Origin of the sequence: Paraburkholderia phenazinium (assembly GCF_900142845.1) — a bacterium.
Lineage (GTDB): Bacteria > Pseudomonadota > Gammaproteobacteria > Burkholderiales > Burkholderiaceae > Paraburkholderia > Paraburkholderia phenazinium_A.
The window spans coordinates 1294333-1316755 of record NZ_FSRU01000001.1 but is presented as its reverse complement, the minus strand read 5'-3'; the positions used below and the strand labels follow the sequence as shown (position 1 = coordinate 1316755).

18 protein-coding genes are annotated in these 22423 nt (G+C 63.7%); 3 read left to right on the top strand and 15 right to left on the bottom strand.

Annotated elements, in window-relative coordinates; all coding sequences use genetic code 11:
* Positions 1 to 5: 5 nt before the first annotated feature.
* The 6 genes from BUS12_RS05685 to BUS12_RS05660 form a co-directional block, all read right to left on the bottom strand.
* Positions 6 to 809 (bottom strand): efflux RND transporter periplasmic adaptor subunit, encoded by an 804-nt coding sequence (locus BUS12_RS05685; RefSeq protein ID WP_074294637.1) that lies wholly within the window; start codon positions 807 to 809, stop codon positions 6 to 8.
* Positions 806 to 2389: a TolC family protein gene (locus BUS12_RS05680; protein ID WP_083640257.1), complete on the bottom strand. Its 1584-nt coding sequence runs from the start codon at positions 2387 to 2389 to the stop codon at positions 806 to 808. Before BUS12_RS05680 ends, BUS12_RS05685 begins: the two co-directional genes overlap by 4 nt.
* On the bottom strand, positions 2386 to 8343 hold the full coding sequence (locus BUS12_RS05675; RefSeq protein ID WP_074294636.1) for a DUF4347 domain-containing protein: 5958 nt from the start codon (positions 8341 to 8343) through the stop codon (positions 2386 to 2388). Before BUS12_RS05675 ends, BUS12_RS05680 begins: the two co-directional genes overlap by 4 nt.
* Positions 8344 to 8391: 48 nt before the next feature.
* Positions 8392 to 9000 (bottom strand): phage tail protein, encoded by a 609-nt coding sequence (locus tag BUS12_RS05670; RefSeq protein ID WP_074294635.1) that lies wholly within the window; start codon positions 8998 to 9000, stop codon positions 8392 to 8394.
* A 58-nt stretch (positions 9001 to 9058) separates the two neighbouring features.
* A complete protein-coding gene (locus tag BUS12_RS05665) occupies positions 9059 to 9391 on the bottom strand; it encodes a DUF6916 family protein (RefSeq protein ID WP_074294634.1) in 333 nt (110 codons plus the stop codon).
* 82 nt (positions 9392 to 9473) lie between these two features.
* Entirely contained in the window at positions 9474 to 10019 is a 546-nt protein-coding gene (locus BUS12_RS05660; protein ID WP_083640256.1) for a GNAT family N-acetyltransferase, read from the bottom strand.
* 507 nt (positions 10020 to 10526) lie between these two features.
* Here BUS12_RS05660 and BUS12_RS05655 point away from each other — a divergent pair.
* On the top strand, positions 10527 to 12140 hold the full coding sequence (locus BUS12_RS05655) for an EAL domain-containing protein (RefSeq protein ID WP_143788266.1): 1614 nt from the start codon (positions 10527 to 10529) through the stop codon (positions 12138 to 12140).
* 58 nt (positions 12141 to 12198) lie between these two features.
* Here the strand turns inward: BUS12_RS05655 and BUS12_RS05650 are convergent, their stop codons facing one another.
* The 4 genes from BUS12_RS05650 to BUS12_RS05635 all read right to left on the bottom strand — a co-directional run bounded on the left by BUS12_RS05650 (position 12199) and on the right by BUS12_RS05635 (position 15041).
* Positions 12199 to 12543 carry a cupredoxin domain-containing protein gene (locus BUS12_RS05650; protein WP_074294632.1) on the bottom strand — a complete coding sequence of 115 codons (345 nt, stop codon included), beginning with the start codon at positions 12541 to 12543 and terminating at the stop codon, positions 12199 to 12201.
* A 38-nt stretch (positions 12544 to 12581) separates the two neighbouring features.
* Positions 12582 to 13526, bottom strand: coding sequence for a metallophosphoesterase family protein (locus tag BUS12_RS05645; protein WP_074294631.1), 945 nt, complete (start codon positions 13524 to 13526; stop codon positions 12582 to 12584).
* Between the two features lie 169 nt (positions 13527 to 13695).
* Complete coding sequence (locus BUS12_RS05640) at positions 13696 to 14502, bottom strand: anti-sigma factor family protein (RefSeq protein ID WP_074294630.1); 807 nt, start codon at positions 14500 to 14502, stop codon at positions 13696 to 13698.
* On the bottom strand, positions 14502 to 15041 hold the full coding sequence (locus tag BUS12_RS05635; protein WP_074294629.1) for a sigma-70 family RNA polymerase sigma factor: 540 nt from the start codon (positions 15039 to 15041) through the stop codon (positions 14502 to 14504). Before BUS12_RS05635 ends, BUS12_RS05640 begins: the two co-directional genes overlap by 1 nt.
* Positions 15042 to 15358: 317 nt before the next feature.
* On the opposite strand from BUS12_RS05635, the gene BUS12_RS05630 reads away from it, so the two are divergent.
* Complete coding sequence (locus BUS12_RS05630; RefSeq protein ID WP_083640255.1) at positions 15359 to 17695, top strand: patatin-like phospholipase family protein; 2337 nt, start codon at positions 15359 to 15361, stop codon at positions 17693 to 17695.
* Positions 17696 to 17723: 28 nt separating this feature from the next.
* On the opposite strand, the gene BUS12_RS05625 is transcribed toward BUS12_RS05630, so the two are convergent.
* The 4 genes from BUS12_RS05625 to BUS12_RS38700 form a co-directional block, all read right to left on the bottom strand.
* The gene (locus BUS12_RS05625) at positions 17724 to 18845 is read right to left on the bottom strand and encodes an ATP-binding protein (RefSeq protein ID WP_074297145.1); all 1122 of its coding nucleotides are present in this window, start codon (positions 18843 to 18845) and stop codon (positions 17724 to 17726) included.
* An 80-nt stretch (positions 18846 to 18925) separates the two neighbouring features.
* Positions 18926 to 19723, bottom strand: coding sequence for an alpha/beta hydrolase (locus tag BUS12_RS05620; protein WP_083640254.1), 798 nt, complete (start codon positions 19721 to 19723; stop codon positions 18926 to 18928).
* Positions 19724 to 19892: 169 nt separating this feature from the next.
* Positions 19893 to 20600: a response regulator gene (locus BUS12_RS05615; RefSeq protein ID WP_074294627.1), complete on the bottom strand. Its 708-nt coding sequence runs from the start codon at positions 20598 to 20600 to the stop codon at positions 19893 to 19895.
* A gap of 105 nt (positions 20601 to 20705) precedes the next feature.
* Positions 20706 to 20849, bottom strand: coding sequence for a hypothetical protein (locus BUS12_RS38700; RefSeq protein WP_171991599.1), 144 nt, complete (start codon positions 20847 to 20849; stop codon positions 20706 to 20708).
* A 189-nt stretch (positions 20850 to 21038) separates the two neighbouring features.
* Between BUS12_RS38700 and BUS12_RS05610 the strand changes: the two genes are divergently transcribed.
* Positions 21039 to 21425, top strand: coding sequence for a DUF2917 domain-containing protein (locus tag BUS12_RS05610; protein ID WP_074297141.1), 387 nt, complete (start codon positions 21039 to 21041; stop codon positions 21423 to 21425).
* 90 nt (positions 21426 to 21515) lie between these two features.
* Here the strand turns inward: BUS12_RS05610 and BUS12_RS05605 are convergent, their stop codons facing one another.
* On the bottom strand, positions 21516 to 22100 hold the full coding sequence (locus BUS12_RS05605) for a hypothetical protein (protein WP_074294626.1): 585 nt from the start codon (positions 22098 to 22100) through the stop codon (positions 21516 to 21518).
* Between the last annotated feature and the right edge of the window lie 323 nt (positions 22101 to 22423).

Below are 22423 nucleotides of genomic sequence, written 5' to 3'. Positions count from 1 at the left end.
GCCCGTCACCGCGCCGCAAAGGTGGCCCAGCCGCTCATGCCGGGCAACAGATCCGGCACGCTGCCGGTCAGCGCCGCGGTCACGTCGACGGTCTGTGTGACCGGATCGACGCGTGCGCCGATCCGGGCCACTTTCGCCGGATAGGTCTTGCCGACCTCGTCGACCTGCACGGTCAACGGATGACCCGGCTTCAACCACGCGAGCCACTTCGACGGCACGATCATCTTCAGTTCCAGATGGCTGGTGTCGACGATCGTCAACAGCGGCTTGCCCGGTTCGGCGAACTGCTGCGGCGCGGCGCTGCGCTTCGAGACGCGGCCGTCGAACGGCGCGACGATCACGCATTGGCGCACCGTGGCCTGCATATACGCCACTTCAGCGGCACTGGCTTTGAGCTTGGCCGCTGCCTGCTCGACTTCGAGGTCGCCTACCGAATGCAATTGCGCGAGACGCTGGTCGACCTGCAACAGGTCGCGCGCGGCATCGGCTTCGGCCTGCGCCTTATGCAACTGCGCCGCGTACAGCGAACAGTCGAGCGAAACGAGCGTCTGGCCCGCATGGAACGCATCGCCGTCGCGCAACGGCAAGGTGGCGATTTTCGCGGCGATCTCGCTCGACAGATCCACTTCGTCGCGCGACACAAGCTGGATGCGGATACGGCCAGCATCGCCGGTCGGATCGGTGGTGGCCGAAGCCGGGACCGCAACGGGCATCACCGCGGGTGACGGTGACGGCGCCGCGCTCCACACTGGTTGCGCGCACAACAGAACAGCCACTGCACTGCCTGCTACATACTGCGACCACTTCATTGCGTCTTGCCTCCGTTCGCGCTGCCCAGTGCTGCCCAGCGCCGCTGCTCCTCATCGATCGACTGCTCGAGCGTGCCCAGATCGTGACCGCTGACCGTATCCGGGATCGGATCGAGGCCGAGCGTCGCGAGCATCTGGCCATAGGCGTTTTCGAGTTCGCCGTAGCTCTGATAGAGGCGCAGTTCCGACATCATCGCGCCGGTCGCGGCGCGAATTTCTTCGAGCTTGCCTTGCGCAGTGGCCTCGGTCGCGTTGTGGGTGTGCTCCAGAATCTGCTGATCGACGTCGTTCATCTGCTTGAGCAAATCGAACTGACGTTGTTTCGCCGCCAGTTCGCTGCGCGCGACGTGCACCTGTGTCAGCACCGCCATGCTCAACGCGAGCCGCTGCGTCTTCGCCACTTCCAGTTGCGCATCGGCCATACCGCGGATGTTCTTCACGTTCAGCACGTTCAGGAGGTTCCAGCTCACGCTGATACCGGCCGCCCGCCACGCGTTGTAGACGAGGAAACTGTTGCTGTCGTAGTGCGTGCCGAGATCGAGTTCGATCCCCGGCAGCAGCTTGGCCATCGCCTTATGGGTTTCGTTGACGCTAATACGTTCGTTATAGCTCGCCTCCACCAGTTCCGGGCGACGCTCGAGCGCCGTCTCCTCCATCTGGTCGATCGGCATGTCGAAGCTTGGAGCGGCGAAATCGGTCGGCGGCGCCAGCGTGTAGTCCTTGCCCGGCTCGAGATTCATCAGCGAGGCGAGACGCGGCTTGGCCTCTTCAAGCTGATCGCGAATCTCTTCGAGCTGGCGCATCAGATCGAGCAGCGCATGCTGGTAGTTGAGCGTGTCGAGCGGCGAGCGCAGATTTTCGCGCTGCGCCTGGCGCGAGTCGTCGAGCGCCGCGCCGGCCTGCGCCAGCAGGGGCGCAATGCGGTCGCGCAATCGTTGCGCGCCGGTGGCCTGCCAATAGGCCTCGCGCACCTGCTGCATCATCAGTTGCACCACCTTGCGGCGGCGTTGTTCGAGCACCAGCACGTGATCCGCCTGCTCCTTCGCTTCGTAGTAACTCACGCCGAAGTCGAGCAGGTTCCATGAGAAGCCGAGGTCCGCGGTGCGGTCGTTCTTGTCCGTGGAGTACGACGGCGCCAGCGACTGCTCGTTGGTGAACACATCAGTCGAGGACGAGGCGAGTGGATGATTGCGTGTGGTATAGCCCGCTTGCGCGGTGAGCTTGGGCAGCAGATCGAAGTTCGAGAGGTCGAGCTGCTTTTGCGCAAGCGCTTCTTCCATCATCTTGAGGCGATGGTCGAGGTTGTAGCGGATCGCGCGTGCCATCGCTTCGTCGAGCGTAATCGGTCCGGTCACCGGCTGCTGTTGGGCAAACATCGAGGTGCGGTCGGTCTGCGCGGTCTGCACGCGTTCGGCGTCGGTGAAGGGCACAGGTTTGATCGAGCAGCCCGCCAGCCAAACGACGGCGAGCGACAGCGCAAGCAGCGCGGGACGCGGTGGGCGCACCGCAACGGACGAGGATTTCACTTCGGCGACTCTCTTTCTCAAAGTTATTGGAGTTCGGAATACGTGACGGCTCATGCGTTGCCTCGCGACGCGAGGGCCGCCGCCGGTGCAGGCGCAGTCGTCGCACGCGCCACGTGCAGCGTCGCGTGAGCCTGGGCGAACTGTTGCGCGAGCGACGGTTTGGCAAGCGGGACGGCAGCTTGCGGCGCGTGCTGGGTTGCGTGGCTGCGCTCGTGAGCGGGCGGCTCGCCGGCGCGTTGCCCCGCAGCGCCGCCGAAGTCGATCGCCACTTCGCGGCGCGTCTGATGGCCCGCGGCATCGTGCGTGACGATCGCGAAACGCAAGCCGCCCTGATTCGGCGGCACCTTGCCGCTCAGCACGCCTCGCACCGCGTCGTAATGCAGCCACGCGGGTAACGGGCGGCCGTCGGCGAGGCGCACGTCGACGTGGACGTCCGAGCCGATCGGCAGGCCCTCGGCGGCTGACAGCATGGCCGGCAGCGAGACTGAGAACGCATGGCTGGGCGGCACGGCCACGTGCACGGCGAGCTTCGGCAACTCGATGGATGGCGGCGTGAGATCGGGGGTGGGGATTGGCGCCATCGACGAGATGCCGGTGTCGCTCAGTACATTGGTTGTGTGCCCGCCGTCGCTCGTGAAGGTCGCTGTGAAGACAGCGGGCACGCCACCGAGCGCGGGCGCCGGCGCAAACGCGTCGAGTACGATCAGCGGGTTGGAGATGCTGTCGCCGAGGTCGAGTGGGAACATCGGCAGCGACTCGGACACGTAGTCGCCAGGCTGCGTGGTGGGCGGTGTGGTCGTTGTAGCCTGCCCTCCGCTCCCCGTTTCGCTGAACGTCGAGGGCGGCGGTAGCGTCAATGGCGTGGCGGGATGCGGGCCTTCTGTTACAGGTGGCGCGACAGTCGTCACCAGCGGCGTCGCCGCCACGTTCACCGTCGTCGTCACCGGCGCGCTGGTTTTATGCCCGTCGTTGACGCTGAAGCTGATCGTGCGGCTGCCGCCTGCCGATTCCACCGCCGTGTCCGCATAGGTCACGGAAGACAGCGCCGCTTGCCATTGCGCGAGCGTCGTTGTTGACGCGGCAGACGAAGTGAGCGTCAAGACGCCTGTGGCGGCGTCGTAGGTTGCAGTGATGTCGCCCGTCGCGGCCGAGGGGTTAAAGGCAAGCACGTCGCTGCCCGCCACGAAGTGCCCCGTGATCGAAACGGTTGCGGACGCAAGCGTCGCACTGCTGTCGCGATCGCTCACCGTGATGCCCGTATCGATCGTCACCGGCGTCGCCGCGCTGCCGCTCGCGATGAAGGTTGGGCCGTTGCCCGAGCCGGTTTTGACAACCGGTGTCTGGTCCGTATCCTGCACGTCAATGGTCTTGCTGCTGAGCGCGCTCGTCTGCATGACGTCGCTAATCGCAAACTCGACCGTGCGCTGCGCCGTGTTCGGCGTAATCGCGCTGTTGTCGTAGGTGACCGAACTCAAAGCCGCTTGCCACTGCGCGAGGCTCGCGGCGCTGCCGGACGAACTCAGGGTCAGCACGCCCGTCGATGCGTCGTACGTGCCCGTGATGTTACCCATCGAGGCGGCGTTATTGGTGAATGCCAGCACGTCTTCGCCGCTGTGAAAGCCACCCGCAATCGACACCGTCGCCGTCTCGATGTTTGCTTCCGGATCCGCTACGGTGATACCTGGGTCAACCGCCACCGGCGTCGATGCAACGTTGTCGCCTGCCGTGAAGGTGGTGGTGCTGGTATTGCTGGTCGTCACCGACGGCGTGGAATTCACCACGTCGATGGTCCGCGTAAGCGCCGCACTGTTCTCCACACCGTCGTTGACGGTAAACGAAATCACACGTGATCCCTGCGGCGCGGTATAGCTGCTGCTGGAAAACGACACAGCATCCAGTACCGCGTCCCATTGCGCGAGCGTCAGCGGCGCGCCGGATGCATTGAGCGTCAACACACCCGTCGTGGCGTTGTACGAAGCGGTGAGGTTGCCCATCGTCGCCGGGTCGATGTTCAGGGTCAGCGTGTCGCCCGCCTGCATACCGCTTGCGATCGAGACGGTCGCCGAGTCCAGCGTCGCGCTGCCGCGGTCCGACACGGTGATGCCGCTGTCGATCGCCAGCGGCGCGTGGCCGTCGAGATAGCTGACAGAGCCACCCGTCCCGCTCAAGACCGGCGTCTGATCGACATCGGTGACCGTCACGGCCTTGGTGCTGACCGCGCTGTCGTCGGTGCCGTCGTTGACGGTGAAACTGATCGTGCGGGTCGCGTTGTTCGGCGTCAGCGCCGTATCCGTGTACGTCACCGCCTCCAGCGCCGCCTGCCATTGCGCAACCGTCGCCGTGGCGCCCACGGAGGTCAGCGTCAGCACGCCGGTTGTCCCATCATACAAGCTGGTGATGTTGCCGAAGGTCGTCGCGCTCGTATTGTTGAACGCCAGCACGTCCTCGCCCGAATGGAAATTGCCGGTGATCGCGACAGTGCCGGAGGCCAGCGTCGTGTTGTCGGCATCGGAGACGGTCACGCCGGGGTCCACCGTGACCGGCGTCGAGGTCACGTTGTCGCCCGCGGTAAACGACGTGCTGCCGCCCGAGGCCGTGACCACCGGCGCCTGGTCGACGTCCGTCACGGTAACAAGTTTGGTGGAGACGGCACTCGTCTCCGTGCCGTCGTTGACGGCAAAACTGATCGTCCGGGTCGCCGTGTTGGGTGTGGCCGCCAGGTCGGTGTAGGTCACCGCGCGCAGCGCGGCCTGCCATTGGGCAATCGTCGCATCAGCGCCTGACGACTCCAGCGTCAGCACACCGGTGCCTGCGTTGTACGAGGCATTGATGTTGCCGTACAGCGTCGCGCTGGTATTGGTGAACGCCAGCACATCCTCGCTGCCGTGGAAGCCGTTCGTGATCGACACCGTGGCCAGGGAGAGCGTCGTGTTGTCCCGGTCCGATACGGTGATGCCGGTGTCGATCGCCACCGGCGTCGAGGTTGTGTTGTCGCCTTCCGTAAATGACGTGTTGCCGATCGAAGTGGTCACAATCGGCGTCTGGTCGACATCGGTCACCGTGACGGTCTTCGTGCCGACGTTGCTGTTGTCCGTGCCGTCGTTGACGCTAAAGGCGATCGTGCGGGTCGCGTTGTTCGGCGTCACCGCCGTATCCGTGTACGTCACCGCTTCCAGCGCAGCCTGCCATTGCGCGAGCGTCGCGGTGGCGCCCGCCGAGGTCAGCGAGAGCACGCCGGTGCCGGAAACGTATGAGGCGGTGATATTGCCGTACAACGTCGAACTGGTGTTGTTGAACGCCAGCACGTCCTCGCCCGAATGGAAATTGCCGGTGATCGCGACGGTCCCGGAAGCCAGCGTGATGTTGTCCAGATCGCTCACGGTGACGCCGCTGTCCACCACGACCGGTGTCGAAGCGGTGTCGTTGCCCGCGGTAAAGGCCGTGGTGCCGCCCGAGGTCGTGAGGATCGGCGTCTGATCGGTATCGACCACCGTCACCGTACGCGTCGCCGCCGGACTATTCTCAGTGCCGTCGTTGACCGTGAAACTGATGGTGCGCGTCGCGTTGTTCGGCGTCACCGCGGTATCCGTGTAGGTCACCGACTCCAGCGCCGAGCGCCATTGCGCGAGGGTTGCGCCCCCTGCGGCCGTGAACGTCATCACACCCGTGCCGGCGTCATACGAACCGCTGATGTCGCCCATCGTCGTGCCGTTGTTGGTAAAGCCCAGCACGTCCTCGCCCGCATGGAAATTGCCGCTGATCGAGACCGTCGCCGAATCGAGCGTGGTGTGCCCCGCGTCGGACACGGTCAAGCCGGAATCGACCGTCACCGGCGTCGAGGCCGTATTGTCTCCGGCGACGAACGCAGCCGAACCTACGTCCGTAGTAACCAGCGGCACCGCGGTCAGGTTGACGGTTTCCATCACCGCTGCGCTGTTTTCGCTGCCATCGCTGATCTGCACCGACACACTGCGGGTGCCAGACGCCGTGTCGGGCGCGGAGAAATGCACGGCGTCAATGGCGGCGTCCCACTGCGCGGCCGTCGCAGTATCGCTGGCGGAGCTCAACGTCATCACGCCGGTCGCCGAGTTGTAGCTCCCCGTGATGTTGCCCATCGTCGAGCCGTTGTTCGTGAACGCGAGCTGATCGCCCGCCTGAAAGCCGGACGTGATCGATACGGTGGCCGACGGCAAGGTGCCGTTGTCGCGATCGCTAACGCTAACGCCGCTATACACGGACGTGCTGGCCGCGCCCGCCACGTAGCCCACACTGCCGCCGCTCGTGGTGAGTACCGGCGTCTGGTCGGTGTCGGTCACCGTGACGGTGCGGGTTGCGACGCTGCTGGAGTCGCCGTTGCTGTCGGTCAGACTGAAGCTGATGGTACGGGTCGTGGGACTGGGCGTGACCGCCGTGTCGGTGTAGGTCACCGATTCGAACGCGGCCTGCCATTCCGCCGTGGTCGCCGTGTTGCCCGCGGACGTCAGCGTCAGCACGCCCGTCGACGCACTGTACGAGCCGGTGATATTGCCCATCCCCGGACCGCTGTTGGTGAACCCCAACTGGTCTTCGCCGCTGTGAAAGCCGCCGGTGATGCTGACCGTGCCGCTGCCCGAGGTGGTCGCCGAGGTGTCGGTCACGCTGACGCCGCTGTCTACCGTTACCGGCGTCGACGTCACGTTGTCGCCGGCGACGAATGCGGCGCTGCCGGCGTCGGTCGTGATGGTCGGCCCATCGATGCTGTACACCAGATGCCCGAGGTTCACAATCAGATCGCCGCCGACACCGGAAATCGTGATGCTATGCACCTCGTCGAACGCCGCATTGCTCGACGACAACGACACGGTCTGCGTGACGAAATCGCCATTCGAGACCAGCGTGACTTCGCCCGCCGTATTGCTGTCCGGAACGATCTCGACGTTGCCGTTCGCCACGATGTCGATGTCGAGGCTCTGGATGTTGAACGCCTTGCCGTTCGACATCGAGATGGTGATCGAGTTCACGCCGCCCTGCCCTTGCGCATCGAACGCGAGCGACTGGTCCCCGCTGTTTTCGTCGGCGAGCGCTTGCAGGTTGGGATCCGCCTGCACCTGCGTATCGTAGGACGTAGAGCCGGTGTTATAGGTGTAGGTCAGACCGTCGAGCGTAAACGAAGGCACCTCGCCGGAGTCGTAACTGACGTCGTCCGCGTTGGTGAAGTTCTCGATCGTCACGCCGAGCAGATGGTCGTAGCTCTGCTCGGCCGCGGCCGAGAGAATCACCGGCGTCGTCACCGTGCCGACCTGGTACTCAAGTGTCCAGTCGCCACCCACCGCGGCCGAACCGGTCGCGTCGGTCGAGGCGGCCACGTTCAGATGCGTGAGCGCGGCAATTTCCTGCACCAGCATCTGCCCGTCCGCATTCTGCGCGACGTCGCAACCATAGATCAGGAAGTCGCCGCCCGGCTTCATCAAGGCGCCGATCTGCGTGAGCTCGGCGCTGTACTTCGACAGATCGCCGGCGTCGAGCCAGACGTCGCCCGCCTGAATCTCGCCATCCGTGCCGTGCGAAATCAGGTGAATCGCGTCGACGCCCTTGTGCGTCTGCAGGTACTGCTCGATCTGCGCGAAGCCGTCGGTGTTCGCATTGAGCACAACGTACTGCGTCCCCGCCGGCAACCCGGCAATCAGCGCCTGATAGTCGACTACACTCGGATCGATAAACACCACCTGATGCGATACGGCCGGCGCCGCGTTGGCGACGGCGAGCTTCTGCTCGCGCACGCCGTTCGCCCCGACGAGCTTCACATCGTGCTCGGCCACCGGCTTCGGTGGGGCCGAACTGGTGGTGGCGGGATGCGCGTGGTCCGCTTCGACGCCATGCGGATGCGGGTGCGCCGCAACCGCACCGACCGATGCGTCGTAGACCACACGCGGCTCGAGTGCGAGCAGCAGCGGCGCCGGTGCGACGACGGGAATCCTGCCTCCCCGCTCGACGCTCAGACGTTTCAGGATTTGCTTGACGAAGTCCATGACGAAACACTCCACCGGGCCGCCGCGTGGCCCTGCTAGGGGGCGCGCTTAACCGCGCGGCGGGAAAACACCGCTCAGCGCGATGATGAAAGTAATGCCCAGATACGGGTTACGCAGCGCGACCGGCGTGCTGCCGCCGGTGAGCCCGACCGTCACGGTGGGCGCCGGCCCCGTCACGGAAGCGTTGAACGGCGCCAGCGTGGTGTTCGCCGCGCTCGTGCTGTAGAGCGTTCCGGGACGGCCGCCCGCCGCGATCGGTCCAAGCACCGTGGTGTTGCCGGGCGTGGCGCCTTCGCCGGTGTTCGTGGTGGTGGCGGGTATGCTGATCGCCGCGCTCGCCGTCCCGCCGGTAGCCGTGGCCGTATGCGTGTGCGACGGCAACTGGTTGAGGGTCAGCGCGACGCTCTCGTTGCCGGAGAGCTCGCCTACCGTGATCGGCGAGAGACCATTGCCCGCACCCACGCCGACCGGCGAACGGCCTTGCAGATCCGGGAGCCCGAAGTTGGTCGTGCCGTTGCCGCCGTAAAACGTGCCGAGCAGCGCGAACAACGCGTTATTCTGGCTGATGGACATGAGTTGCCCCTGACAGAGGGCCCAGTTTTGCGGGGCGAAATTAAAACCGACCATGCGGATTTCGCCGAGATACGGATCGCTCATACATTTCTCCTGGAAACGCGGTGTTTGGACCGCAAGGAAACGGGCAACACCGGGAGAGTCATGGCGCGTCCGTCGAAGGGGATAGGGCGGGTTTCACGCAGTGCATCACCGCGCACAGCATGGCCGCGCCGCTTTCGGAAGGCCGCACCGGCGTGGCGAGCAAAGACCAGCTCGGCCCGTCGGGCGATTGCACCTGGTACACGTCTTGAGGAAGTTGCACGCCGGGCGGCAACTCGAAGAGCGCCGAATAGCAGACGTAGCTGTCGTCCATGGGAATGCCGGCCGGCGCACCGACAAGCTGCGCCTGAACCGCGTGCCCGCTCGCCGTCGTCAGGATAAAAGTGCGGCCGAGCGACTCCGTCAACTCGGCATGACCTGGTATTGCTGACACCCCGCCCCCCCGGAAACGAAGCTGAAACGCGACCCTGTGCGTTCTTCAAATCGCTCGTATTTTTCGTTCTACTCTCTGCCCGTTACTCTGCCACCGCCTCGAACGGCGCAGCGGGCCGGCACATCAGTTCGTAAATGCCGTTCTCGCCGGTTTTCTCGAAACCCAATCTCCGGTACAGCGAACGCACCGGGTTGTCGCTCTCGACATACAACTGAGCAGCCATGCCCCGTTGCGCCGCCTGTCCGATCAGCGCGTGCATCAACCGCGTGCCGATGCGTCGGCCCCGGAAGGCGGGCAACAGCGCGATATCCATCACGCGCAACCCGGCGTCTTGCCAGTCGTGATACAGCCGGCCGGCCGCCATCCCCTCGCACAGCACCACATCGAAACGCGCCTGTGGATAGTGCCGCCGGTAATAACGGTCCTGCATCGTGAACTGCTGTTCGAGCAGAACTGCGATTTCCTCGCCGCTCAATCCCGAGCGTGCAAATTCATCAAGCCGTGTGCTGGTAAATACCGCCAGCAAAAACTCGCGGTCGGCATTCGTCGCGGCACGCAATTCGAGTGCTTCGGCTTCGCTTTCAAGCGCTGCCATGATCGAGTCGTCGAGGCCGGATGTAATGCTCACGAAAGCTATTTATCAATTGTGAGACGAATGTGCGAACGCATCGTAGCCGGTAGTTATAAAGCTTGCAATCGATTGGCCTGACAAATGTGCTAAGGGATTACCCGGCTACCCTTAATAATTTTCAGCATTTATGGACAATGCCGGGCGGGCGGCAACAATGACCTTAACCCCCTGTCCTGTCGGCCTTCCGGCAGGGGGTCCGCAAAGGTTTGCGTTAAAACCGGGATCGCCTGAATCCGTGTCGCCATAGCTGACCGGTTCTTATTCGTATTGCGAGCCGGTATGCGACGTTTCGATTAAACGCTTTGGCTTTTTGACATCAATGTGACGTCTTTCATTTTTGTTTTGCTGAAAGCTCAAGCTTGAAATCGATTTTAAACGGATCGCACATAGCGACTCCCGCGCACCTCGACCGGACATGCGTGGGATATCATCTGAGCAATGCCCCGCGTCGACTGTTCCGATGACGCAGTCACGTCGTCGACCGTTCACATTTCCCGCGTTGCCATGTACGACACGTCCAAAGCCGCAGGCCCGGTCACCCCGACCTCCCCCGCCGGATTCGCCGCTACACCTGGCCGGCACGGCATCGCCCCGCGTCTGTGGCAACTCGCGACGCTCGCCTGCGGCCTCCTGATCCTGCTCGGCGCCGTGCTGGCCGGCGAGCAGTACGCCGCGCGCAGTATCGATGCCCGCGAGCGCTTGATCGGTAGCGAACTCGCCGCGTCGGTGGACCGCATCCTCAGCAGCGTCGTCTCGCGGCGCGAGCCCGAGTTGACCGCGCTCGCCGGGCGTCCCTGCGCGCAGGTCGAGCGTCAGTTGTCGGAGTTGCAGACCTATGTGACCTACGTGCGGGCGATCGCCCTCGTCGCGGACGGGCGCCTGTATTGCTCGTCCGGCCTCGGGGCGATCGACGTACCGCTGTCGGACTATCGGCACACGCCCGGCACACCCGTCAGCATCAAGCTTCTTCCCGGCACGCAGTTCCAGCGTGGGGTGCCTGTCCTCGTCATGTTCCATGCCACAAGCAATCGTCTCGGAGTGCTATACATCGTCGAAGGCGAATACATTGCCGACCTGCTCGCGCATGGCGTGCGCTACGGCGCGCGGCAGATCGCCGTGTCGATCGCGGACAACGGGCGTCTCGACGACCAGGGCAAGTTCGAGCCGGCCAGCGAGCCGCAGCCTGCCGACCTGAGCCGCGTGGCATCCGGCACATGGCCGCTCTCGATCGTGCTGTCCGCCTCGCCGGAGTTCGTCTCGCAGATGCGCTGGAAGTACGGGCTGCTGTTCGGCGGGATAGGCGTGCTGGTGAATGCGCTGCTCGCCGCGCTCTATCTCCTCACGTTCGCACCGCGCCGCCTGCTGCTCGCCGCAGTGCGGCGCGGCTTGCGGCAAGGCGAACTGTACGTCGTCTATCAGCCGATCGTCGACATCGCCAGCCGCGCCACGGTGGGAGTCGAAGCGCTGTTGCGCTGGCACCATCCCAAGTGGGGGAACATCAGTCCGGCCGTATTCATGATCGAAGTCGAGTCGAGCGCCCTGCTCGCCGATGTCACGCGCTTCACGCTGCGCACGGCCGCGGCGGAAATGAGCGCGCGCATGCCGGCACGGCCGCTGCGCATCGCCGTCAATATCGCGCCGCGCGATCTCGAACGAAAAGGCTTCGTGGCGGAAGTGCTGGCGGTGAACGATGCACTGCCCGAAGGTGTCAGCCTGGTGCTGGAGCTTACTGAGCGCTTTCTGCTGAACAAGAGCCCGAGGGTTATGGATATCTTCGAGACGCTCAAGGCGCGCGGCGTTCGCTTCGCCATCGACGACTTCGGCACGCAGCACAGCAACCTCGATCTGCTCAGCCGCTTTCCATTCGATTTCGTGAAGATCGACGGGCAATTCGTGGCACAAGTGGATACGGGCGGTGCCGAACTGATCAAGGGCATCGTGTCCGTCGCGCGGCATTTTGGGCTCCTTGTGATCGCCGAGGGCGTGGAGACGGAGGCGCAGCATCGTGCCCTGCGCGACGCCGGCATACCGTTCGGCCAAGGTTACCTATACCAGCGGCCATTGCGGGCAAGCGAACTGGCAGAGAAGCAGAAGACGAGCCTCTACGCGCATTCGTAGCCGCGTCACGCGGGACGCGGCTACCGATGGCGCAACTTCGCAGCGACGCGCAACCACCCTACTGCACGGTGATGGTCGCCTTCATGTTCGGATGGATGCCGCAGAAAATCCTGTACACCCCCGGCTTATCGAACTTGAACTGGTAGGTCTCGTTCTGATCGAGCGCGGCGGAACGGAACAGCCCTGCGTCGTTGACCACCGTATGCGGTTCGCCATCGAGATTCTTCCAGGTCACCGTCGAGCCGGCTTTGACGGTCATCGCCATCGGCGAGAACATGAAGTTCTTGATCAAGACGGCATTCGATTCCTCGGCCTGGGCAACCTGCAGGCCGGCCGATGCCATCGTCAACAGCATCGCTCCGAGGGCGATTGAGAACGTACGTCGAATAGGATTACTTATCATAATTTGTGTACCTCTTCATGAAATTTCAATGTGCCGACTCAGACGAGCGTAACGTCGTCCAGCGTCGTTTTGAGCGGATGGCGCGTGACCTTGATACTGGTGACGCCCAGCATCCGCGGTAGCTGATCGCTCGCCACCGTCAGCGGCATGGGGCCAGGCCCGTTGCCGGCGGTCGGTTGCGGATAGGCCGTGGAACGCGCCGTATGGAAGGTGATATTGCCCTCCACCTTCGACACGATCTGATGAATATGCCCATTGAGCACGGTGACCGAGCCGAAGCGTTTCAGATAGCTCATCGCCTGCCCCGCATCGCCGGTCCCCCAACCCCACGGCTCGTAAATCGTCCACATCGGCATATGCGCGAACACGACGATCGGCGTGCTCGACGAGCGGCCCTTCAGGTCGTTTTCCAACCACGCCAGCTGGTCGTCGCCTAGGCCGCCCAGGCCGTTCGGCTTGAAATGCATGACGTTCACGAGGCCAATAAAGTGCACGCCTTGATGGTCGAAGCTGTAATAGCCTTTGTTGTCCGACGCCGCGCCGAAACGATTGAAGTACTCGGTGCCGGGGCCGTCGGTCACATCGTGCTCGCCCGGCACCGTATGCAACTCGGTGATATTCAGGCCCGACAGCAACTGGGAGGCCAGATCGAACTGCTCCGGTTTCGAGAGATGCGTGATATCGCCGGTGTGAATCGTCAGCGCGGGCTTGACCGGCATGGCGTTGACGAAGTCGATGGTCTGCTTGAGCGTACCCGCCACATCCGGGTTGGCTTCCTTGTTAAAGCCAATGTGGGTATCGCTGATCTGCAGGAACAGGGGCACGCCCGACACCGCGGAGGAATCTTTGGCGCTAGCGGCAAGCGCCAGTTCGACCGGCGTGAGAATACCGCCGGCGAGGACAAACACCGTGCCCACGCCGCCGAAAGCGAGGCACTTCAGCGCGCCGCGGCGCGACGGATCGGATGGAAGATCTGACGACATGGTCACCTCACGATTAAGGTCCAGGAGATGGGCCACCGGATCATCCGATGGGATTCCTGAACAGATTCAATGAGGAGACTGCGACGTCGTGCGGTTTATTCCCCGCTTCACTGGAATTTTTTAGCGGGGCCTCGCTTAGCCGGCGCAAGTGCCCCGTTCGCGGCCCACGCTAGGAAGCGGGATGCGCACGCAGATCCGTAATGAAGCCATTGAGCTCGCTTTCACCGGCATCGGTAACGGCCCAGTAGTTCATCCCGGCGGCGCTCCAGTGCGCCAGGTGATAACCCTGCCGCTCATAGATATGCGGCGTCGTACCCGCCTCGCTGCCTGGCCACACATACAGATTGATCGGATGCAGCTTGTAGCGGTAGACCATCACCGCAACGGCACGCCCGTTCAGGTAATCGAGCCGGCCACCCACCAGCGGGTAGCCTTGCTGAGCGAGATCGACCACCGGCGGCGCAAAGTCGAGCTTGCCGTCGAACCACGGCTTGACCGTGTGGCGGTCCGTCGAAATCACGTCGTACAGGTGATCGAATTGCAACGAGCGCACATGACTGTCCACCAGTTCCTCGGTCAGGCGCGTATCGCCGGACGGCATCGAAAGGTAGAGTCCCGCGCTCCAGGTCAGCGCCACCAGACTCACCGCCATCGCACCGAGCGGCGCCCAGCCGAGCGTGCCAACCGCGCGACCCTTGCCGCCAAGGCGGCCGGATCCGCCGAAGCTTGCGCCGAGGCGTTGCCACCACGAGCGCTGCACCGGCAGCGCCGCGCGGATGCGTGCCGCCAGTTCCGGCGGCGCGTCCATCCGCAAATCGTTCTGCCGCAACTGCGCGCTGACTTGACGCTGCTGCTCATAGGCACGCTTGCATTGCTCGCAGCCGGCCAGATGCCGCTCGAATTCGAGCGACTCGGACAAGCTCAGTTCCTCGTCGATATAGCCCGGCAGTAGTTCAAACGCCTGTTCGTGATCCATCACGCCCCCTCATCCGTCGGTGCGAGCAGCGTCGCCAGTTGCTGGCGGCCGCGCCCGAGGCGAGACATCACCGTGCCCATCGGGATGCCCACGATGACGGCGATTTCCTTGTATGACAATTCTTCCAGCTCGCGCAGCACCACCACCTCCCGGTATTCCAGACTCAAGCTGCGCAGCGCGTTGTGCACCCGCTTGCGGCTCTGGCTGCGAATCAGCGTCGCTTCAGGGCTGTCGTCCTGCCCGGCGCGATCGGTCTCGAAGCTATGCAGGTCTTCCTCGAACTCCGTCGTATTCGCGGCATGGCCCCGGTTCTGCTGATGCCAGGTGTAGAACGTGTTACGCACAATGCTCAATAACCAGGCGCGCGCATCCTCGCCGCGGAATCCGCCAAAGTAACGGAACGCGCGCAGATACGCCTCCTGGACGACGTCCTGGGCGTCCTGGTCGTTATGCGTCAGCCAACGCGCGACGTTGAACGCCGAATTCATATGCGGCAAGACGAGCGACTCGAAGCGCTTCGCGATGATTGGATCGGCCATTGTTGTATCCCGGCGGTAACCCCTCTCTGTGACCGACATTGAGCAGACCGTCCGCAGCGTGTTTTTATTCCCGGACGGTCGAATGGACCGCTACTCCCTTGCCCGGCGAGCGCTTTCCGTAACCGGCGCCCTTCCCGGCCAGTCATTGTGCCACCAGATCGGACCACCGCATCGGGCCACCGCAGCCCCCTGATCGAGCCGGATCAAAGCGGCCTTGCGCGTACCACATTGGTCTTTCTTGCGCGCCCCCGCAGCAACCTCTGTAATAGAGCGTAAAAACAGGTAATCTCTCGGTTTTTCCTACAGTTGTGAAGCGGATGATCCGAGCGTTGGCGAGCCAGACAAAACCACAAACGGCGGCACAGACAAGGCCCAGCCATGCAGAACATCGCTTGCACTGCGCCGCTGCGCTGCTACTGTTCGGACTGGCAACCTTCGTGCAATCCGCCCATGCAGCAGACGCGGCCTGTACGCCTCACGCCGGACCGGACGGTCGTCCCGCGGTCGGCCTCGTGCTGTCCGGCGGCGGCGCACGCGGCTATGCGCACCTGGGCGTGCTGAAGGTGCTCGAAGAAAACCGCATCCCGATCGACTGTATCGCCGCCACCAGCATGGGCTCGGTGGTCGGCGGCCTGTACGCGAGCGGCATGACCGCGCAGGAAATGGAAACCCGGCTCGCGCAGGTCAATCTGGCCGACATCGCTTTCGACGTGGTCGAGCGCGCCGACCTGCCGCAGTCGCAACGCGAGGACGAGCAGCTCTACGCGAACAGCCTTGCGCTGGGTTTTAGCGGCAGCGGTTTCAGGCTGCCGGCCGGGCTCGTGCAAGGCAATCGTTTGCAGGCCTTGCTGCAGGACTGGACCGCAGCGATACCGGGCAACGCCTCGTTCAACCAGTTGCCCATCCCGTTTCGCGCGATCGCCACGGACCTGCAGACCGGCCAGAAGGTCGTGCTCGAAAACGGTTCGCTGCCGCAAGCGATCCGCGCCAGTATCGCGCTGCCGGGCCTGTTCGCGCCCACTGAGGTCGACGGCCGGACGCTGGTGGACGGCGGCCTCGTCAGCAACCTGCCCATCGAAACCGCTCACGACATGGGCGCGCAAGTGGTGATCGCAGTGGACATCGGCTCGCCGCTGCGCCCGCTCGACGCCCTCGCCTCGCCTGCCGACGTGATGCAGCAGATGATCGGCATCCTGATCCATCAGAACGTGGCGCGTCAGCGCGAACAGCTCGACGCCAATGACGTGCTGATCGAGCCGTCGCTCGGGCCGTTGAGCTTCACCGATTTCGCCAACGCCCCGCAGGCCATCGCCGCGGGCGAAGCCGCGGCGCGCGCCGCATTGCCGAAGCTGCAGCATCTCGCGTTGTCGCCGGAACAGTATGCGGCGTGGCGCACCGCGCACATGACGCCGGTCGCCACGCCGGTGCGCATCACCCGCATCGAAGTGAAGTCGCACGGCGCGGTGCCGGAGAAGCGCATCGTCGAAGCGCTGCACGTGCACCCTGGCGACGTCTACGATCCGAAGGCGCTCGACAAGGACATGCTGGCGCTCACCACCGCGGGGGGCTTCGAAAGCGTGACGCAGCAACTGGTCACCGAGGGCGACCAGAACACGCTCGTCGTCGATGCCCGCGACAAACCGTGGGGGCCGAATTTCCTGCTGTTCGGGCTCGGCCTGTCGGCCAGTTCCTCGGACGAAGGCGGCTTCCGTCTGCATGTTGGCTATCGCCGGCCGTGGCTGACGTCGTCGGGGTTAGAAGGGCTCGTCGACGCCACGGTGGGTAGCGACATGCTCTCCTTCCACGGCGAATTGCGGCAACCGCTCTCGGATTCGTTTGGCTATTACGTCGCGCCGTATGTGGAATTCGAGCGCAGCTATGCGAATGTCTTCCAGGACGATCCATACATCAAGCTGACGCAGTACCAGCAGCAGACCGAGCGCGCCGGCCTCGACTTCGGACTGCCGCTCGCGAACCTGGGGGACTTCCGCGTGGGGGTGGCCTACGCGCACGGTTTCGCCTCGCCGCAATACAACGGCCAGTACTACGACGAAAACGGCAATCTGCAACTGGAATATCCCGACATCTACGGGCGCGAGTTCACGGCACGCGCGCGCCTTGTCATCGACCAGCTCGACGATCCTTTGTTTGCGCGCAAGGGTTATTACTTCGAACTGCGTGCGGAACGGACCCTGTTCGCGCAGCCCCAGAACACCTTCACCGAGCTGTACGGCAAGGCGCTGGTGGCGGCGAGTTATGGGCGTCAAAGCGTGAACGCCAGCATCGAGGCCGGCAAGGACTTCCAGAACACCAACCCGGTCAATCCGTTCGGCTTCACGCTCGGCGGCTTCCAGCATCTGTCCGCCTATGCCGCCGATCAACTGGCCGGCAATTCGATGCTCTACGGCCAGGTCACGTACATGAACCAGCTGACGACGTTCACCGCGTCGCCCTTCCATGCGCTCTACGCGGGGTTGAGCCTCGAAGCCGGCAACGTGTGGGACGGCGATATCCAGTACGGCGGCGGCCCGCTCAAACGCAGCGTGACGTTCTTCACCAGCGTGACGAGTTCGTTCGGGCCGATCTACCTGGGTGTGGCGTTCGCGCCGGGTGGACGGAACAACTTCTATATCCAGCTCGGCCACACGTATTGAGGATTGAGCGGGCGTGTCCCGCCGCCGCTTACACCGTCCCCGCCGGCCAGCTGATTTCGAAGCGCGCGCCGGGTAGCGTCAGCGGGTCGGTCGCGGCAATCCGGCCTTTGTGGGCCCGCAGCACCTGTTGCGTGATGGCGAGGCCCAAGCCGTAGCCGCCGGTGTGGCGATCGAGCCGCACGAAGGCGTCGAAGATGTGCTCGCGCTGGTTTTCGGGCACACCGCTGCCGTCGTCCTCGACAAAAATCTCGACGTTACCGTGCCTCACAGCGAGACCCACCCGAATCTGCGTCCGCGCGTATTTGCTGGCGTTGCGCAGCAGGTTGCGCATCGCGTACGACATCAGGCGCTTGTCCATCACCACGCGCAGTGCAGGGTCGATCTCGACCTGCGGCACGATCTGCTTGTCGGTGTAGAGCAGCGAGGCGTCGTTGACCTGACCGTCGAACCAGCTCGCGAGTACGGTCGGCTCGAGGTTCGACTGCAGCGAACTGTATTCGAGCCGCGCGTAGGTCAGGCTCATGTCGATCAGCTCGTCGAGTTCCGTGACGTCCTGGTCGATGCTGGCGAGCGCACTGTCGTACTCGGCGGCAGAGGCCGGCTCGCGCAACACTTCCAGCGCAAAGCGCACCCGTGCGAGCGGCGTGCGCAGTTCGTGAGAGATGCCGTTGGTCAACTCGCGTTGCGCGGCGATCAGCCGTTCCATCCGCTCGGCGAGCGCATTGAGCGTGCGCGCCAGCGGTCCGATGATCGTGCTATACGATTCGCGTGCCCGCGTGTTGAAACGGCCGCCGGTGAAATCGATGGCGCGCTCGCGGACCATCACCAGATCGACCCACACCGGACGCATCCAGCGATACGCGACCACCGCCGGCGCACCGAACACCACAAGCAAAACCGGCACGACGCCGCCCGGCAACGCCGTAAAACCCTGCCAGACGACAGCGGCCGTCAGTTCCAACGACAAACCAAGCAACGGAATCACGGCCACCAGCAACGCGAGGCTCAGCAGACGCAGATAGGCCCGCACATAGAGGCGCGACCAGCTCGGCATGCGGTCGGCACGCGTGTCGGTCCAGGAACGCCGGAAGTGCAGCCAGCGCCATTTGCAATAGCGGAAAACGGAGAGTTTTTGCGCAGTAGGGTTCATGGTCACGAACATCGGGGGAAAATGCGCGCCGGCCGCAAAAGGCCGTTCAGCCCGTCAAGTTCGTTTGGCCCGCGCGCGGCTTACGTTAGCACATGGGGACGCTGAAGGAACGCGAGCGTGCGGTCGGCAACGGTATTGCGCTCGTTGTCGAGCGTGATCATGTGATAGCTGTCGGTCAGGCGCACCAGCGTGACGTCGCGGCTGCCGAGGTGTTCGCAGACGAATTCGGCGGAGCGAATGCTGGTGACCTCATCCTCTTCCGAATGCATCACCAGCGTTTCGCAGGCGACGCGCGGCAGCGCACGTTTGACGGCAAAGCGCATCCAGTCCACCTGAGCGATCGCGGCAAGCGGCACGTACGGATAGTGGACCCCGCTGCCCTTTTGCAGCGCGCGGCGGATCAGGTTGCGAATGCGGTCGTTCTTGATGCCGAACGGCTCGCCCTCCGGCACGCGAATCAGATGACGCAGGCCCGGCACGCAATACATCAGGTAACGCAGCGGGCGCAGACGCGAGCCGCCCCAGCCGTCGAGGAAGAGCGGCGGCGACAGCAGGATCAGCCGGCCATGCGTCATCCGTTCACGCGCGCTCAGCATTACAGCGAGCAAGGCGCCCATCGAAATGCCGGCGACGTCGACCCGTTCATAGCGCGTGACCAGTTCGCGATACGTGCGGCTCAGCAACTGCATGTAGTCGCGCAGGCTCACGCCGCTCAACTGATCGGGACGCGAGCCGTGCCCAGGCAGCGACGGCAGATACACGTCGCAGCCGATCTGCTCGAATTTGCGGTCAAGCGAACCGAAGTCGTGACGTGTGCCGCCCAAGCCGTGAATCATCAGCACTGCATGTTTGGAAAGCGGTAAGGCGCGGGCGGACATGACGCAAGCTCGTAAGTGAACAAGCCTGCGATACTAGCCACGCGACGCGCGCGCGACTGTAGATTTGAGATAACTCCCGTGGAGTTTTGTCGGCGCACAACGGGCGGGCCGGCGGGCGGGCTGTCAGACAACGGTCAAGAGCCAAGGGCCAACAGCAAACGTCCGATGCCTATTCCCAGGCCACTTTGCTGAACTGATAACCCTTGCCGCGCACGGTCTTGATCCGCTGCGGGGTACCCGAATCGTCGTGCAGCTTGCGGCGCAGCTTTGAAATGCCGCCGTCGATGGTGCGGTCGAGTCCGTCGAATTCGATGCCGCGCAATTGCCGCATCAGGTCGTCGCGGCTCACCACTTCGCCCGCGCAACTGACGAGCGCCCACAGCAGGTCGAATTCGGCGGAGGTCAGATCCGGGCGGCTGCCGTCCGGCAACGTCACCGTGCGCGTGGCGCGGTTGATCTCGAACTTGCCGAAGGTATAGCGCTCCGGCTGGCCGGCGATTTCCACGCCGCGTCCCGCCACACGGCGCAACTGCGCCTTGATCCGCGCAAGCAGGACACGCGGCTCGACCGGCTTATGGACGTAATCGTCCGCGCCGAATTCGAGGCCCAGCACTTCGTCGAACTGTTCGTCGCGCGCGGTCACCATGATGATCACGCCGTCGAATTGCTCGCGCGCTTCCCGGCAGATCTGGAAACCGTCCTTGCCCGGCAGGTTGACGTCGAGAATCACCAGGTCCGGCTGACGCTTGAGGATGGCCGGCACCGCGTCGTTACCGTTCAGCACCACCTCGACTTCATAGTCGTGTTTGCGCAGATAGCCCGCAACCAGGGCGGACAGGCGATTATCGTCTTCGACGAGCAGGATGCGGAAAGCCATGAGGGAATCGTCTGGAACTGACAGGGTTTCGATACCGGCACGCGGCGCACGCCACGTAGCCCCCGGCGCCTCGCAGCATAGCGGATGGCGCCACACGCACCGAAATTAGACGACAAAACTCGACAATTCACCAGTCAATTCGACGCGGCGGCACGGCGCGGCGGATCGCTCATTGGCCGCAACTGCTGCCTGAAACGGCGCGGATTTCTGGTTGACAAGCTCGCTGCCGCCAGACAAACTCAGATCCATGCTGACCCACGCCTTCATCGCCATCGCGATTAATACCCCAGTGCACGCCATTCATGGCGGGCGTTTGGGAGCGTGTGCGCGTTAGCAGTCTGAACCAGCAAAACAAGTCCCAAAGGCCCCGCCGGAAACGGAAGGGGCCTTTTGCTTTATGAGGCGTCTCCGTCTGCCGGCTCGATGACGGAGAGCAAGATGGTTGATGCAAGCCCGCAGTGCATGGATGAAGAGTCCGGTCGATACACCGGTGTGCAAGACGAGCGACTACCCAGAGTAGTCGTGCATGTGGTCGTCACACCCGGCGCGACGTTTTCATGGCGTGTGAACGCCGCCACCGAATTGAGCGTGAACGGCGCACGGATCTGGCTCACACGCAGCCAATCCCCTTACGACTACTGGTTGACGCCGGGCAATTCGCTGCGCCTGAAGCGCGGCGAACGCCTGTGGGTCAGCACCGATGGCGACGCGCCGGCGCACCTCGCATTGAGCAGCCGTCTGCCGGTGCGGCGAGGGGTGGTGAGCCGGTGGCTGGCGCGCGTGGCGTGGCTCGGCTTCGACCGGATGGCGGCGCGCACGCCGTGAGCGGCGCCTGGATGACAAACACCCCTGCGCGCAGGAGTGTTTGTCGACGCTTACTGTTTTTAGCCGAACCGCAAGGCTCACCGCATAGCGTTACTGCGTCGCCTCGTCCTGCGGCGTAATCTGCACCGCTGCTGCCGAGACGAACACCGCGTGAACCGTATCGCCCACCTTCACGCCCTTGAGATCGACGTCCGGTCCGACCTGCAGCGTCTGGGTTTGCGCAGCGCCGCGCAGCGTTACGAGGCCCTTCTTGTGGTCGATTTTCTGCACGGTGGCGAGCACTTCGATCTGCCGCGCCGTTTCGAAGCCGCCCGACGCCGGCGCATAGACCTGCGTATCGACGCGCGAACGGATGCCCTTGTTGCCGCCCGTCACCTTGTCCGCCTTCACGAGCAAGGCGTTCTTATAGAGGACGTCGACCCGGTCGCCGACCTTGAGCTTGTCGAACCCGGCCACTTCCTGACTGACCATCAGGGTGACAACGTTGCCGGCCGGCCCTTGCAGGGTCACCGTGCGTACGCCCGGATCGATACCGACGATCTCCGCCTTCACATGCACCGGATCCACCACGCTGACCACGCCGCGTGTGGCGTCCGAGAGCGTGTTCTGCGCCCACACGGGTTGCGCGGCGGCCGCCGCCAGCAACAGAGCGACTCCAATCGTGGCTGCTTTCATTGATGCTCTCCTTGAAATGGTTTGATCCAGCGCTTCGGCAACGTAAATAATGAATTTCCGATATGCAGCATCATTGAATTAAACAAGTCTTTTCAGACGAAGGATTCAAATAACACCAGCGGGACGATTGTACATGGCGCGCCGAAAATCGCGCTGACCTAAATCAGGGGGTTTTTAAATCGCTATAGAAGAACTGTTGTACGGCGACTTGGCCTCTGGGCGCCTATGGCATAGGAAGGCTGCATCCGCGATGCAATTGGCATTGAACTCTTGCGGAATATCCGATAACTCCCTCATCCCATCCGTATTATTTACATTTTTAT

Excerpts from the sequence above, each read along its gene's own strand:
- BUS12_RS05630 (WP_083640255.1), top strand. The coding sequence starts at position 15,359 with ATGATCCGAGCGTTGGCGAGCCAGACAAAACCACAAACGGCGGCACAG.
- BUS12_RS05635 (WP_074294629.1), bottom strand. The coding sequence starts at position 15,041 with ATGGCCGATCCAATCATCGCGAAGCGCTTCGAGTCGCTCGTCTTGCCG.
- BUS12_RS05615 (WP_074294627.1), bottom strand. The coding sequence starts at position 20,600 with ATGGCTTTCCGCATCCTGCTCGTCGAAGACGATAATCGCCTGTCCGCC.
- BUS12_RS05625 (WP_074297145.1), bottom strand. The coding sequence starts at position 18,845 with ATGAACCCTACTGCGCAAAAACTCTCCGTTTTCCGCTATTGCAAATGG.
- BUS12_RS05640 (WP_074294630.1), bottom strand. The coding sequence starts at position 14,502 with ATGGATCACGAACAGGCGTTTGAACTACTGCCGGGCTATATCGACGAG.
- BUS12_RS05610 (WP_074297141.1), top strand. The coding sequence starts at position 21,039 with ATGGTTGATGCAAGCCCGCAGTGCATGGATGAAGAGTCCGGTCGATAC.
- BUS12_RS05675 (WP_074294636.1), bottom strand. The coding sequence starts at position 8,343 with ATGGACTTCGTCAAGCAAATCCTGAAACGTCTGAGCGTCGAGCGGGGA.
- BUS12_RS05670 (WP_074294635.1), bottom strand. The coding sequence starts at position 9,000 with ATGAGCGATCCGTATCTCGGCGAAATCCGCATGGTCGGTTTTAATTTC.
- BUS12_RS05650 (WP_074294632.1), bottom strand. The coding sequence starts at position 12,543 with ATGATAAGTAATCCTATTCGACGTACGTTCTCAATCGCCCTCGGAGCG.
- BUS12_RS05605 (WP_074294626.1), bottom strand. The coding sequence starts at position 22,100 with ATGAAAGCAGCCACGATTGGAGTCGCTCTGTTGCTGGCGGCGGCCGCC.
- BUS12_RS05680 (WP_083640257.1), bottom strand. The coding sequence starts at position 2,389 with ATGAGCCGTCACGTATTCCGAACTCCAATAACTTTGAGAAAGAGAGTC.
- BUS12_RS05655 (WP_143788266.1), top strand. The coding sequence starts at position 10,527 with ATGTACGACACGTCCAAAGCCGCAGGCCCGGTCACCCCGACCTCCCCC.
- BUS12_RS05685 (WP_074294637.1), bottom strand. The coding sequence starts at position 809 with ATGAAGTGGTCGCAGTATGTAGCAGGCAGTGCAGTGGCTGTTCTGTTG.
- BUS12_RS38700 (WP_171991599.1), bottom strand. The coding sequence starts at position 20,849 with ATGGATCTGAGTTTGTCTGGCGGCAGCGAGCTTGTCAACCAGAAATCC.
- BUS12_RS05645 (WP_074294631.1), bottom strand. The coding sequence starts at position 13,526 with ATGTCGTCAGATCTTCCATCCGATCCGTCGCGCCGCGGCGCGCTGAAG.
- BUS12_RS05620 (WP_083640254.1), bottom strand. The coding sequence starts at position 19,723 with ATGTCCGCCCGCGCCTTACCGCTTTCCAAACATGCAGTGCTGATGATT.